Source organism: Skermania piniformis (genome assembly GCF_019285775.1).
Classification (GTDB): Bacteria; Actinomycetota; Actinomycetes; order Mycobacteriales; family Mycobacteriaceae; genus Skermania; species Skermania pinensis.
Genome location: NZ_CP079105.1, coordinates 1,569,978 through 1,582,765, shown reverse-complemented (window position 1 = coordinate 1,582,765; position 12,788 = coordinate 1,569,978). Strand labels below are relative to the sequence as shown.

Here is a 12,788-nt window from a genome sequence, read left to right as displayed (position 1 = left end):
TTAGCGTGTCGCGGCGGCGTGTCGTGGCATCACATGTCGAGGCCGAGATCGAGTACCCGCACGCTGTGCGTGAGGGCGCCGACCGCGAGGTAGTCGACGCCGGTGCCGGCATAGTCGGCGGCGACGTCCAGCGACAATCCGCCGGACGATTCCAGCCGCGTCTGCGGTGCCGTCACGTTGCGCCGTTGTACCGCGGCCTGGGTCCGCCAGAGCGGAAAGTTGTCCAGCAGCACCAGTTCGACGTTCTCGGCGAGCACCGCGTCCAGCTGGTCCAGGCTGTCCACCTCTACCTCGCAGGCGATACCGGGTCGCAGCGCCCGAACCGCGTGCAGCGCCGCCACGACCGACCCGGCCGCGACGACATGGTTGTCCTTGATCAGCGCGGCGTCGCCCAGACCCATCCGGTGATTCACCCCGCCGCCGGCTCGCACCGCATATTTCTCCAACGCGCGCAAGCCGGGCAGGGTCTTGCGGGTGTCCCGGATCCGGCAGTCGGTGCCGGCGACTGCCGCAACCCACGCCGCCGTGGCGGTGGCGATGCCGGACAGATGACAGACCAGGTTCAGCATGGTCCGCTCGGCGGTCAGCAACAACCGGGTCGGTGCGCGCACGGTGAGCACCGCGTCGCCGGGCTCGACTCGGCTGCCGTCGGCGACCCGCTGCAGAATCTCGTAGTTCCCGGCGCCGATCACCTCGTCGAACACCAGCACACCCACGTCGATCCCGGCGACGGTCCCCGGCTGCCGCGAGACCACGGCGGCATCCGCCACCGCGGCCGCCGGCACCGTCGCGAGCGAGGTCACATCCGGTCCGTAGCGCAGATCCTCGTCGAGTCCGGCACGGATCACCCGCAGCACCTCATCCCGATCGAGTCCCGGGTCCAGACTCATCGCGCCACCTCCGCCAGCGTGCCGGCCGGGTACAACTCCGCGCCCGGGTTCATCCGGATCAGGGTGCTGCGCTGCTGCGCCGAGTCGAGCTCCGGATAGTCCGACCGCGTGTGTGTACCACGACTTTCCGTGCGCGCTGCGGCCGCCGACAGCAACGCCCGCGCGGCCGTGGTGAGCGCAGCGTCTTCCAGGTCGGCGAGGCAGGTGCTGACCCGCTCGACTCCGGCGGCCAACCGCTGTTGTCCGTCGGCGAGGCCGCTGCGGTCCCGGACCACCGACGCGTCGGCGGTCATCGTCGCCTGCACGGCCGCGCGGTCCAGCCGCGGGCGCGCGGGAACGGTGGCGTCGGTGACCTCGGCCGGTATCCCGCGTCGATCGCTCGCGGCGATCCCGGCACGTTCACCGACGACCAAACCCTCCAGCAGGCTGTTGGAGGCGAGCCGGTTCGCGCCGTGCAGCCCGGTGCGGGCCACCTCGCCGGCCGCGAACAGTCCCGCTACCTCGGTCCGTCCGGCGGTGTCGGTGACCACGCCGCCGCACTGGTAATGCGCGGCCGGCGCGACCGGAATCAGCTGATGCGCCGGATCGATGCCGGCCGCCCGACAGGACGCGGTGATGGTCGGGAAACGCCGGGCGAAATCGTCCACGCCGCGGGCGTCCAACAGGACGTGGTCGGTGCCCAGTGCCCGCATCCGCGCCGCGATCGCCTTGCTCACCACGTCCCGCGGCGCCAGATCACCCCGCGGATGCACCCCCGCGGTGACCGAATTCCCTTCGGCGTCGACCAATTTCGCGCCCTCGCCGCGCACTGCCTCGCTGATCAGCGGCCGCCGGCCGACGCCGTCGGGGGTGAAGAGCACCGTCGGGTGGAACTGGACGAACTCCAGGTCGGCCACCGCCGCCCCGGCGTGCAGCGCCAGCGCCACGCCGTCGGCGGTCGCGCCCGGCGGGTTGGTGCTACACGCATACAGCTGCCCCAGCCCGCCGGTAGCCAGCAAGACGGCCGGGCTGTGCACCACACCGGATCCGTTGGCCGACAGCACGACGAGCCCCTGCACCCCGGTCGGACCGGTGACGATCCGGGCTGCGGCCACACCGAACAGAGTGGGTAACCCGGCCGCGTTGAGTGCCCGCTGAACCTCGGCACCGGTCGCGTCCCCGCCGGCGTGGATGATCCGCCGCGCGCTGTGTCCGCCCTCTCGGGTCCGCGACACCGCCCCGTCCCGGCCGAGATCGAACACCGCGCCGAGATCGGTAAGCGCAGCGACCGCCGTCTGCCCGTCCGCCACGATCGAGCGCACCGCCACCGGATCACACAGCCCGGCACCGGCTTCCACGGTGTCGTGGACGTGGGAGTCGACCGAATCGCCGACCGGCGCCACCACCGCGATGCCGCCCTGCGCGTACTGGGTCGACGTGTCGGTGGGCCCGCCCTTGCTGATCGTCAACACGCGCAGGCCGCGGCGGGACGCGGCCCGCGCCGCCGTCAACCCGGCGACTCCGCCACCCACGACCACCAGATCCGCGTGCTCTTCCCAGTCGGTCACTCGCCGCCGCCCGGCGTACCGATCTCGATCATCCGCTGCACCGACGAGCGCGCACGGGCAGCGACGTCGGCGTCGACATGCACCTCGTCCCGTCCCTCGACCAGGCACCGGAGCAACGCCGCAGGAGTGATCATCTTCATGTACTTGCAGGAAGCCCGGTCGTTCACCGCCTCGAAGTCGATACCGGGCGCCGCCTTGCGTAGCTGATGCAGCATCCCGATCTCGGTGGCCACGAGCACCTGCTTGGTCGGCGCGCCCACGGCGCTCCGCAGGCTCCGCGCCTCGGTGATCATGCCGCCGGTGGAAAGGATGTGCACCCGGTCCGCCGGAAACGCGCCCTCCCCCGCGAGATACAGCGCCGACGTCGCGCAGCCGCATTCGGGATGCACGAAAAGCTCGGCATCGGGGTGGCTACGCGCCTGCGCGGTCAGCTCGTCACCGTTGATCGCCGCGTGCACGTGGCACTCACCGGCCCAGATGTGCAGATTCTCCCGCCCGGTCCGGCGTTTCACGTGCGCGCCGAGAAACTGGTCCGGCAGGAAGAGCACGTCCCGGGCGGGATCGACCGACTCCACCACTTCCACGGCGTTGGACGAGGTGCAGCAGATGTCGGTGAGCGCCTTCACCTCAGCGGTGGTATTCACATACGACACCACGACCGCGTCCGGGTATTCGGCGCGCCAGGCGCGCAGCTCGTCGGCGGTGATCGAATCGGCCAGCGAGCAGCCGGCCCGAGCGTCCGGGATCAGCACGGTCTTGGCCGGACTGAGGATCTTCGCGGTCTCCGCCATGAAGTGCACGCCGCAGAACACGATTGTTTCCGCGTCCACGTCGGCCGCGATCCGCGAGAGCGCCAGCGAGTCGCCCACGTGGTCGGCGATGTCCTGGATCTCGGGTAACTGATAGTTGTGCGCGAGGATCGTCGCGTTGCGCTCGGCTGCCAGCCGGGCGATCTCGGCGGCCCATTCGGCGTCCGGGAACACTCCGCTGTAACCAGCCGGACCGTCGTGCACGCGCTCCGCAAGTGCGGTTGTGGCCATGGTCGGCTCCTTTACGCTCGGCACCGGTTGAACTCGGTGTGGTTTTCGACTTAGAATCGAAAACGTGCCCTATCGTAGCACCGTCCACGAGTCCTTGGCCGCCGTGTTTCAAGTACGACAGCTGCGGACCACCTCCGCCGGCCGGCCGGAACTGGCCGTACTGCTCTGGCAACGTGCGCTCGACCCGGAGCGTGGCACCTGGGCGCTACCCGGCGGGAGGGTCTGCGACGACGAAGACATCGAGACGTCGGCTCGTCGGCAACTGGCGGAGAAGGTCGATGTCTGTGAGGTATCACATCTGGAACAGCTGTCGGTGTTCAGCGATCCGGATCGCGTGCCGGGCGAGCGCCGAATCGCGTCGGCGTTCCTCGGACTGGTCCCCGCCACGACCGATCCGCGCCTACCCACCGACACCTCGTGGCACTCGGTCGCCGCCCTCCCACCCACGTCCTTCGATCACGGCGTGCTGGTAGCCGAAGCACGCGCGCGGCTGGCGGCAAAGCTGTCGTACACCAACATCGCATTCGGCCTGGCACCCCCCGTTTTCACCATGTCCGAACTACGCGAGATCTATCGCGCCGCACTGGGTTACGACGTAGATTCGACAAATCTGCAACGGGTGTTGAACCGGCGCAAGGTGCTTTCACCCACCGGCGACACCGCGCCACCCGGGCCGACCGGCGGCCGACCGGCAACCATGTACCGGTTCACCGACTCCAGCCTGCGAGTCACCGACGAGTTCGCGGCGCTGCGCCCACCCGGCTGATCCCGCCGCTGGTGACGACAGGTGCCACTCCCCCGCCCGCTCCTGGACCTGCCGGTGGCCCCGCCGGGTGGGGTGGGGTGCCGGTGTCGGGCTGATTCAGAAGGGTGGTGCTTCGTCGTCCGGTGCGGGCGGCGGCCGACCCGCTCGATGGAGCATCGGGGAATCCGGTGGCCGGGGTGGGGGTTTGCCGGGTGGGGTGAGGTCGGTGGTGCCGGTGCCGTCGCGTAAATAGGTCCCGCCGGCCGGGGTGGTCCAGAGATAAGCACCGGGGGTGTGCCGTTGGTAGTGCCAGCCGCGGTTTCCTTTGAGCCGGTGGTGTTTTCGGCAGAGTGGGGCGAGGTTGTCGCTGCTGGTGGGTCCGCCCTGGTCATGCGGGTGGGTGTGGTCGAGGTCGCAGCCACGGGCGGGGCGGTTGCAGTAGGGGAAGATGCAGGTGCTGCTGGTCTGCACGACCTGTTCGCGGAGCCGGTCCGGAATCTGATACGCATCGGTCTGGACGTGTTCGGCCAGGTCCAGCACCGGACGCACCGTCACCTTCGCGTCCGGGCTGCCACACCAAGCACGGATCGCCTCGATACTCGCCGGGGTCGGTGACGAAGAGTCGACCCGGCCCAGGGGGCCACCGGAACCGGTGAGCTGATCAGCGCTGATATGTACATGCAACTGAACATCACGCGGGGCGCGGCGATCCAACGCAGCCGGTGTGGGTTCTGGTGCGTCGAACGGCAATCCGGGTTGCCGGCGGGCGAGTTCACCCAACGCGGTCGAGCGCCGCGCATCCAGCGAATCGGTGCTGCCACAGGCGGCGAGATCCTCGGCGATATCGGACAACGCGTGATCGAGATCGCGGGCGTCGAGCAGATCGAGTTCGCCCTCGATCCGGACCGTGCCGGTCAGACTCACGGTGCGGGTGTCGATCTCCACCTTCCGGGTATCGGCATTCAATTCCTGCTCCGCAGCCTCGGGGTCGGCGAGGATGCGGGCTTCGTCGATCAACCGATCCAGCTGCGCCCACGACACCGTCCCCGCGTACGCCGCGAGCCGCTCATCGACGAACGCGGCCGCTTCCGGCGACAAGCCGATAGTGGCATCGGCGATCCGCCGGGCCCGCCACCATGGTGTCTGCCCGGCCCTGACGCGTTCCCAGAGTCGGGGCAACCGGTAACAAACTTCGAGCACCGCCCCGACATACGACATTCCCGAATCGGTGGAATACCGCAACGCGGTAGCGAGCTCGGCAACCGCGGATTCGTCGACCTCCGGCGAACCGGGCCCGCCCGGAGTGACCCACCCGACCCCGAACCGATCCACCTCGGTGTCACCCACCGGGGCGTGCCAGCGACACCACTCGACCGTCAACTCGGCCTGCTGCACCGCGACCCGCTCCGCCTCGGCCCGCGCCGCCCGCAACCCCGCCAACACCATCCGCGCAGAACCAGCACCAAACCCGGTTCCGGGAGTAAAAACACTGGCTGCGGTCATATATCTAGTGCATCACGACCCACCGACAGGTTTCCGGCCCGCTTGCACGAGCTACCTGAGCACGGCGAGGGCTATTTCTCCTGGTCACTCTGCTTCGTCTGGTCACTCCGCTTCTCCCGGTCACCCTGCCCGGCGGCGGCCGGGGTGGTGACCGCGAGATCGCCGACACCGAGATCATCACGGGTGTTCAGCGAGGCGAAGATCAGCATGACCATCCCGGCGATCAACGGCTGTACCAGCAGCGGGATCGTCGTGTCCAACGTCGGCGGGTGCGATATCACGGTGTCCACCGCCGGGTCGTCGATGCGGGGGAAGCGCAGCCGGGCGGCGAACTGACCGACCACCGCCATGGTGAAGGCGCCGACACCCGACCCGATCAGCACGCCGACGACCTGCGCCGGACCCCGCATCGCGCGCCACTGCCAGGCGGCCGCTGCCGACCACACCGCCACCACCGCTGCGATACAACAGAACACACCGACGGCGTCGAACAAGTGGTCGCTTTCCCCGGTGAGCACCCGTCCCCGATCCGGACCCACTACCAGCACCTGTTCGGGCGGCGCCGACAGCGCCCAGACCACGGCGCCCAGCACGCTCAACAGCACACATCCGGCAAAGACCCGGGCTGCGGCCCGAATCGGGGGTGTCATCGTCGTTCGCCGCTCGTGGAGTCGATCGTGCCGTGCCGGGAACAGCGCGCCCACCAGCCGTCCGGGCTGACCTGTACCACCATCTTGCGGCCGCACTCGGCGCAGTAACGCGGTGGCTCGAGACCCAGGGCGGCCGCCGCCGGGAGCACGTCGTCCGGTTTGCCGGTGAACGGGTTGTACGACACGGACCCGACTCTAGATCGTCTCGTTGAGCGCCTTGATCGGCATGGACAGCTCGCTCAACAGATCCAAGTCCTGCTCGGCAGCTCGGCCCAATGTGGTCAGGTAGTTGCCGACGATCACCGCGTTGATCCCGCCGAGGATGCCTTGGCGGGCGCCGAGATCGCCCAGGGTGATCTCGCGGCCACCGGCGAATCGCAGCATCGTCCGCGGCAACGCCAGCCGGAACGCCGCGACGGCTCGCAGCGCGTCACTCGCCGGGAGCACCTCGAGATCACCGAACGGCGTGCCCGGACGCGGGTTGAGGAAATTCAGCGGAACTTCGTCCGGATCCAGCGCGGCCAGATCGGTCGCGAACTCGGCGCGCTGTTCCAGCGTTTCACCCATGCCCAGAATGCCGCCGCAACAGACCTCCATACCCGCGTCCCGGACCATCCGGAGGGTGTTCCACCGCTCGTCCCACGTGTGTGTGGTTACCACGTTCGGGAAGTACGACCGCGCAGTCTCCAGATTGTGGTTGTACCGATGCACCCCCATCGCCGCGAGCTGATCCACCTGCTCTTGGGTCAACATCCCGAGCGAACAGGCGACCTGGATGTCCACCTCGTTCCGGATCGCCGCCACACCCGCCGCCACCTGAGCCATCAACCGCGCGTCCGGGCCGCGCACCGCGGCCACGATGCAGAACTCGGTGGCGCCGGTCTTCGCGGTCTGCTTGGCTGCTTCGACCAGGCTCGGGACATCCAGCCAGGCGGCGCGCACCGGCGAGGCGAAAAGGCCGGACTGCGAACAGAAATGACAGTCTTCCGGGCAACCGCCGGTCTTCAGGCTGATGATCCCCTCGACCTCGACCTCGGGCCCACACCAACGCATCCGTACCTCGTGGGCGAGCGCCAGCAGCTCCGCCAACCGGTCGTCGCCCAGTCGCAGCACCGCAAGCGTCTGCTCGCCCGAGAGCCCTTCGCCCCGATCGAGCACCTGCGCGCGGGCGACGGCCAGGATGTCGGTCGTCACGATTGCCTGGGTCATCGAGCGGTCCTCCCAAACTTGAACGGCGTTCAAGATAGAGTAGCGTACGTGCAGCTACACAAGGACGACGTGCTCGACGGAGCATTGACGATCCTCGATACCTTCGGCCTGGCCGATCTCACCATGCGCCGCCTCGCCACCTCGTTGCATGTCGCACCCGGCGCGCTGTACTGGCATTTTCCCAACAAGCAGGCGCTGCTCGGCGCGCTGGCCGATCGGATCTCGGCCCGGATGGCGGAGCCGGCGGCCGCAACCGGTGCGACCGAACAGGTAAGCGAGCTCGCCCACCGGCTGCGCGATGCGCTCCTGGCCCACCGCGACGGCGCCGAACTGGTGTCGGCCAGCTACGCGTCCCGGCACACCGCGGGCCTGGCCCGAGAGCGCCTGATCGAAGCGGTCCTCGGGTTCGGGCTCCGGCACCACGAGGCCGAGCTCGGCGGGCTCACGCTGCTCTACTACGTGCTCGGGCACACCGTCGACGAGCAGGCCGGGATGCAGCTCGACTCGGTCGGCGCGCTCCCGGACGGCGTCTCGCCACTGTTCGACACCCCCGATGCGACGGCACGTTTCGAGTTCGGCCTGCGGTTGTTCGTCGGCGGGCTGATCTCGGTCGCCGAGCCGACGACCGGTGCGCGAGTCGACGCGCCGGCACGGAACGGCTGACGCGTGCCGCAACGCATGTTCGTCGCCGTCGTCCCGCCGGCCGAGGTGGTCGAGGACCTGGCCGAATTCCTCGCTCCGCGGACCGGGATCACCTGGATCGACAGCGCCCAGTGGCATCTCACCCTGGCCTTTCTCGCCGCCGTCCCGGACTATCGGATCGACGACCTGGCCGCCGAGCTGGCCCCGAAGCTGGCCCGGCAGCAGCGATTCCGGATTCGCCTGACCGGCGCCGGGGCATTCCCGAACCCGGCGCGAGCGGCCGCGCTCTGGCTCGGCGTCGACGACCCGGCACCCCTGACCGTTCTTGCCGGAACCGCACGCCGGGTGGCAAATTCGGTCGGCGCCACCCCGGACGGCCGGGCGTTCGTGCCGCACGTCACGGTGGCACGGCCACGCCGACCGATCGAAGCGACGAAGTGGTACCGCATTCTCGATACCTATCGGAGTCCGGCCTGGGACGTCGAGGCCGTGGAACTGATCGAATCGCACCTCGGCGAAGGCCCGCGCCGACGACCTCGATACGTCACTGCCGCAAGCTTTCCGCTGCCGCCACCGGAGCGATCGGACCGCCCGATCGGATACCGATCCGAAAACCTGTCCGACATCCGGTCTAGGCTGCCTGAATGACCGACGATACCGGGGGCACGATCCGCTACACCGCAGGCCGGAACGCTCCGCTGCCCGCCGCGACCGTGACATTCACCGTCTCCTGCGATATCGCACTCGATCTCTCGGTCCTGATCACCGACGCTCAGCTGCAAGCACAGTCACCGGCCGACGTCGTGTTCTACAACCGGCCGGTCACCCCAGGAGTGCGGCTGACCACCGGCGGCATCGACATCACGCCGGCAGCGATCCGGCCGGACGCCGCGGCCGCGCTCTGCCTGGCCAGCCTCGACCCGGAGGGTGCCGGCATCGGCACCACCTTCGGTCGACTCGACACGGCGCTGCGCGGCCCGGACGGGACCGAGCTCGCCGTCTTCTCGATCGACTGCCGATCAGGTGAATCGGCGATGATCTGCTGGGAGCTGTACCGCCGCGACGACCGGTGGAAGGTACGCGCGGTCGGCCAGGGGTATACCGCCGGGCTCGCCGGCGCGCTGGTCGAACACGGTGTCCCGGTCGAGGCCACCCCGGCGACCGGGTCGGATCCGACCGCGACACCGACGATCGAACTGCCCGATCCCGAACGGCTGGAACTGATTCTGGAGGACGCTGCCCGCAGCTCCTACTCCTACCTCACATCGGTGGACTTCGCCGCGACTCGGCTGGACGAGGAGCTGTCCGCCGCACTCGCGGATCCGGCGGACCGAATCGGACCACGGGCCGTCGCCGCCCGCGAGTCCGCCCAGCTCCGCCACGACGAACTCGTCTCGCAGGCGCGGCGGCGATACGACCAGGACTGTGCCCAGCTGGGTGCGGAGCTGCGCGAGGTCGAGCGCACGCTGCCGCGCGGGCTGGCCGACTGGTCGGCGCCGACCTGGACCGGTCCGGTACCGGACCGGCGGCCGGCAGCCGGTATCCGGATCGGTGTGCTCACCGCGCCCGAGCGCGGTTCGCTACGCATCCCGCTGTGTCTGCGCGTACCGATGACGCAAGGCCTGTGGCTGCTCGGGCCGGACGTCACGGACACCACCGAGGTTGCATCGGCGGTGATCGTGCGCACCCTCGCCGCGCGCCCGGGCAGCATCGTCGACCTCGTCGATCTCAGCGGCAGCCTGCGCACGACGATCGAGGGGCGGCTACCGCAGACCGGTGGGATCACCGTGACCGAGACGAACGGCATCACCGACTACCTGGAATCGCTGGCCCCGATGTTGGAGCTGGCCATCATGGATCGGGCCGACCGGCCGACCGTTGCCCCGCCGGTCCGGCTGCTGGTGCTCAACCACTTCCCTTACGGCTATCAGCCGGCCCACCTGACGTCGATCGCCGCACTCGTCCGGCACGGGGGCACCCTCGGCCTCTCGCTGGTGCTCGTGGGCGCGGAGCCGGAGCCCGACGATACCGCCGCTCAGGCCCTCGCAGACCGCTGCCGGATGATCCCGGCGACGGGCGACACACGGTGGCACGACCCGTGGACATCGACGACGTGGACCTTCACCGCCGACCGGATCCCCGCCGGCCTGCCGCGCTAGGCAACTACCGGCAATTGCGGCTGTGCGCGACACGCCGCGCGACGCCCCGACGATTTTCGGCTAACAGGTGAATTCCGCCCGGCAAACCATCACACTGGACATCGAGCAGTTGACGTCGGACACTGCCGATGAATCGGGCGATCGGTGCATCGGGACATGTCGACGTCACTGCACCTGGTACGGCGGAACTCGGGGAGTGACCACTGATGGATGACTTGGAACAACGGTTGCGCTCCCAGCTCGCCGAGGCGAGGTCGGCCACGCTCACCCCCGCAGCGGCCGACCGGATGATCGGTGAGATCGACCAACTCCGCCGGACCGCTACCGGTCTCGCCGATTCCGCCTATCGCGACCGGATGCTGGCGCTGGCCGAAGCCGCGCTGACCGCGACCGTCCGCGGCCAGGAACGGCGTCGGCCCGCGCTGGTCCGGCCCGACGACCCGGGCCGACGATCGGCGATCTCGGCGCTGGCCAACCTGTTGGAAGGCCAGGGGCCCAACACACCGGTCGTGGGGTTCGTCCCCCCCACCCGGTAGGGATCGTCGCGCCCGCTCGTCAGCGCGACAGGGAATCGCTGGTGAACCAGGTGGGCGCCTCGGCGACGAATCGCTCGCGCTGCAACGAACCGGCCCCCGCCGGCACCCGGCCGACGATCGGTACCCCGGTAACCCGGGGCAGGTCCTCCAAGTTGCACAGCATCGCCAGGTCCGGCTTGCGTGGCCACGATCCGATCACCAATCCGGCGCAGCTCACCCCGGATGCCTGCAGCTCCCGCACGGTGAGTGCGCTGTGGTTCAGCGTGCCCAGGCCGGCGTCCGCGACCACCACGACCGCGCCGCCGAGTCGGGTCGCGAGATCGAGCAGGGTGAAGCCGTCCTCACCGAGACCGACCAACAGGCCGCCTGCTCCCTCGACCAACACGACGTCGCCCGGCAGCCCACGCAACGCGCACTCGGCCTCGTAGAGACCGAGCGGCGCCAAGCCGGCAACACGAGCCGCGGTGTCCGGGGCGAGCGGATCCGGGAATCGGGCCAGCTCGATCCCACCGACTCCGGTCAGCCGTTCGACCTCGTGGATATCCCCCGGCTCCCCTTCGGCAACTCCGGTCTGCGCGGGCTTGCACACCACCACCGCACGACCGGACGATCTCGCAGTAGCCGCGAGCGCAGCGGTCACCACCGTCTTACCGACACCGGTCGACGTGCCGGTCACGAAGATGAACCTCATGCCGGCACCTCCACCAGGACCGTCCGGAGCACCTGCTCGATCGTGTCGAGCTCGGCCGCGGTCAGATTGGCCCGGGCGGTCAGCCGCAATCGCGAGGTGCCCGGCGGCACCGACGGCGGGCGGAAACACCCCACGCTCACCCCGGCGGCGCGGCACGCCGCCGCCGCTGCCACCGCCCGCTCCGGGTCGCCCAGCACCACCGACACGACCGCTGACGGTGGCGCCGCGACACCGGCGAGCCGCGCGAGGTCTCCGGCGCGATCCAGCACCGCACCGGCCCGCTCGGGTTCGGCACGCAACACGCGCAGCGCCGCCCGCGCCGCGCCGACCGCGGCGGGAGCCAGGCCGGTATCGAAGATGAAACTGCGGGCGGTGTTCACCAGGTGGTTTCGAACCCGGTCGGCGGCCAGTACGACCCCGCCCTGGGCGGCCAGCGCCTTGGACAGCGTTGCCGTGATCACCACATCCGGCTCACCGGCCAGGCCGGTCTCGTGCACCAGTCCGCGCCCCCCGGTGCCCCGCACCCCGATCGCGTGCGCTTCGTCGACGACCAACACCGCTCGGTTCGCCCGCACCACCCGATGCAGGTCCGCGAGCGGGGCCAGGTCACCGTCGGCGCTGAATACGGAATCGGTCACCACCAGGGCGCGTGGCTCGGCCCGGTCGCGCAACAACGCCGCCACCGCATCGACATCGGCGTGGGGCACGACCGCGACCCGGCCGCGGGCCAACCGGCAACCGTCCACCAACGAGGCGTGACTGGCGGCATCCGAAACGATCAGCGTGTCCGGCCCGGCCAGCGTGGTCAGCACCGCCAGGTTCGCCGCGTAACCCGAGGCGAACACCAGCCCGGATTCGGCGCCGGTGAACTCGGCGAGCTCGACCTCCAGCAGTTCGTGCTCGGCCGTGGTTCCGGTGACCAGTCGGGAGCCGGTCGACCCGGCACCCCAGCGGCGCAACGCCGCGATTGCCCCGTCGAGCACCGCCGGATGCCGGGTCAGCCCCAGATAGTCGTTCGAAGCGAGATCGATCGCCGGATCCCCCGCAGCGCGCGGGGTCAGTTCCCGCTGCAGTCCGGCAGCCGCCCGCTCCCGGCCCCAGTCGGCCAACCAGTCCAGTGCCGTACTCGCGTCCCGATCCACGAGAGGCCAGCATACGCGGCGACTTGAACACCGT

Annotated in this window: 14 protein-coding genes; 5 read left to right on the top strand and 9 right to left on the bottom strand. The window is 69.8% G+C overall.

Annotated elements, in window-relative coordinates:
- Positions 1-29: 29 nt before the first annotated feature.
- From nadC to nadA, 3 genes are read right to left on the bottom strand one after another with little or no spacing between them, the layout of a single operon-like run.
- Positions 30-890, bottom strand: coding sequence for a carboxylating nicotinate-nucleotide diphosphorylase (gene nadC / locus KV203_RS07305; RefSeq protein WP_066473244.1), 861 nt, complete (start codon positions 888-890; stop codon positions 30-32).
- Complete coding sequence (locus tag KV203_RS07300; protein ID WP_066473241.1) at positions 887-2,437, bottom strand: L-aspartate oxidase; 1,551 nt, start codon at positions 2,435-2,437, stop codon at positions 887-889. The genes nadC and KV203_RS07300 overlap by 4 nt, the downstream gene beginning before the upstream one ends.
- Complete coding sequence (gene nadA / locus KV203_RS07295; RefSeq protein ID WP_066473308.1) at positions 2,434-3,477, bottom strand: quinolinate synthase NadA; 1,044 nt, start codon at positions 3,475-3,477, stop codon at positions 2,434-2,436. Before nadA ends, KV203_RS07300 begins: the two co-directional genes overlap by 4 nt.
- A gap of 64 nt (positions 3,478-3,541) precedes the next feature.
- On the opposite strand from nadA, the gene KV203_RS07290 reads away from it, so the two are divergent.
- Positions 3,542-4,243 carry an NUDIX hydrolase gene (locus KV203_RS07290; protein WP_066473233.1) on the top strand — a complete coding sequence of 234 codons (702 nt, stop codon included), beginning with the start codon at positions 3,542-3,544 and terminating at the stop codon, positions 4,241-4,243.
- 96 nt (positions 4,244-4,339) lie between these two features.
- Here KV203_RS07290 and KV203_RS07285 read toward each other — a convergent pair whose 3' ends face one another.
- The 4 genes from KV203_RS07285 to bioB all read right to left on the bottom strand — a co-directional run bounded on the left by KV203_RS07285 (position 4,340) and on the right by bioB (position 7,584).
- Positions 4,340-5,725: an HNH endonuclease signature motif containing protein gene (locus KV203_RS07285; RefSeq protein ID WP_083530234.1), complete on the bottom strand. Its 1,386-nt coding sequence runs from the start codon at positions 5,723-5,725 to the stop codon at positions 4,340-4,342.
- 71 nt (positions 5,726-5,796) lie between these two features.
- Positions 5,797-6,375, bottom strand: a complete 579-nt coding sequence (locus tag KV203_RS07280; protein ID WP_066473229.1) for a DUF2567 domain-containing protein — start codon at positions 6,373-6,375, stop codon at positions 5,797-5,799.
- The gene (gene bsaP / locus KV203_RS07275; RefSeq protein ID WP_066473226.1) at positions 6,372-6,560 is read right to left on the bottom strand and encodes a biotin synthase auxiliary protein BsaP; all 189 of its coding nucleotides are present in this window, start codon (positions 6,558-6,560) and stop codon (positions 6,372-6,374) included. The genes KV203_RS07280 and bsaP overlap by 4 nt, the downstream gene beginning before the upstream one ends.
- Positions 6,561-6,570: 10 nt before the next feature.
- On the bottom strand, positions 6,571-7,584 hold the full coding sequence (gene bioB, locus KV203_RS07270) for a biotin synthase BioB (RefSeq protein ID WP_066473223.1): 1,014 nt from the start codon (positions 7,582-7,584) through the stop codon (positions 6,571-6,573).
- A gap of 48 nt (positions 7,585-7,632) precedes the next feature.
- On the opposite strand from bioB, the gene KV203_RS07265 reads away from it, so the two are divergent.
- The 4 genes from KV203_RS07265 (at position 7,633) to KV203_RS07250 (ending at position 10,921) form a co-directional block, all read left to right on the top strand.
- A complete protein-coding gene (locus KV203_RS07265) occupies positions 7,633-8,247 on the top strand; it encodes a TetR family transcriptional regulator (RefSeq protein WP_066473221.1) in 615 nt (204 codons plus the stop codon).
- Positions 8,248-8,250: 3 nt separating this feature from the next.
- Complete coding sequence (thpR, locus tag KV203_RS07260; RefSeq protein WP_217996005.1) at positions 8,251-8,874, top strand: RNA 2',3'-cyclic phosphodiesterase; 624 nt, start codon at positions 8,251-8,253, stop codon at positions 8,872-8,874.
- Positions 8,871-10,385: a TerD family protein gene (locus tag KV203_RS07255; protein ID WP_066473218.1), complete on the top strand. Its 1,515-nt coding sequence runs from the start codon at positions 8,871-8,873 to the stop codon at positions 10,383-10,385. Before thpR ends, KV203_RS07255 begins: the two co-directional genes overlap by 4 nt.
- Before the next feature lie 206 nt (positions 10,386-10,591).
- Positions 10,592-10,921, top strand: coding sequence for a hypothetical protein (locus KV203_RS07250; protein WP_066473216.1), 330 nt, complete (start codon positions 10,592-10,594; stop codon positions 10,919-10,921).
- A 19-nt stretch (positions 10,922-10,940) separates the two neighbouring features.
- Here KV203_RS07250 and bioD read toward each other — a convergent pair whose 3' ends face one another.
- Positions 10,941-11,612, bottom strand: coding sequence for a dethiobiotin synthase (gene bioD / locus KV203_RS07245; protein WP_066473215.1), 672 nt, complete (start codon positions 11,610-11,612; stop codon positions 10,941-10,943).
- Complete coding sequence (locus tag KV203_RS07240; protein WP_066473214.1) at positions 11,609-12,754, bottom strand: 8-amino-7-oxononanoate synthase; 1,146 nt, start codon at positions 12,752-12,754, stop codon at positions 11,609-11,611. Before KV203_RS07240 ends, bioD begins: the two co-directional genes overlap by 4 nt.
- Between the last annotated feature and the right edge of the window lie 34 nt (positions 12,755-12,788).

Excerpts from the sequence above, each read along its gene's own strand:
- nadC (WP_066473244.1), bottom strand. The coding sequence starts at position 890 with ATGAGTCTGGACCCGGGACTCGATCGGGATGAGGTGCTGCGGGTGATC.
- nadA (WP_066473308.1), bottom strand. The coding sequence starts at position 3,477 with ATGGCCACAACCGCACTTGCGGAGCGCGTGCACGACGGTCCGGCTGGT.
- KV203_RS07285 (WP_083530234.1), bottom strand. The coding sequence starts at position 5,725 with ATGACCGCAGCCAGTGTTTTTACTCCCGGAACCGGGTTTGGTGCTGGT.
- KV203_RS07280 (WP_066473229.1), bottom strand. The coding sequence starts at position 6,375 with ATGACACCCCCGATTCGGGCCGCAGCCCGGGTCTTTGCCGGATGTGTG.
- bioB (WP_066473223.1), bottom strand. The coding sequence starts at position 7,584 with ATGACCCAGGCAATCGTGACGACCGACATCCTGGCCGTCGCCCGCGCG.
- KV203_RS07255 (WP_066473218.1), top strand. The coding sequence starts at position 8,871 with ATGACCGACGATACCGGGGGCACGATCCGCTACACCGCAGGCCGGAAC.
- KV203_RS07250 (WP_066473216.1), top strand. The coding sequence starts at position 10,592 with ATGGATGACTTGGAACAACGGTTGCGCTCCCAGCTCGCCGAGGCGAGG.
- bioD (WP_066473215.1), bottom strand. The coding sequence starts at position 11,612 with ATGAGGTTCATCTTCGTGACCGGCACGTCGACCGGTGTCGGTAAGACG.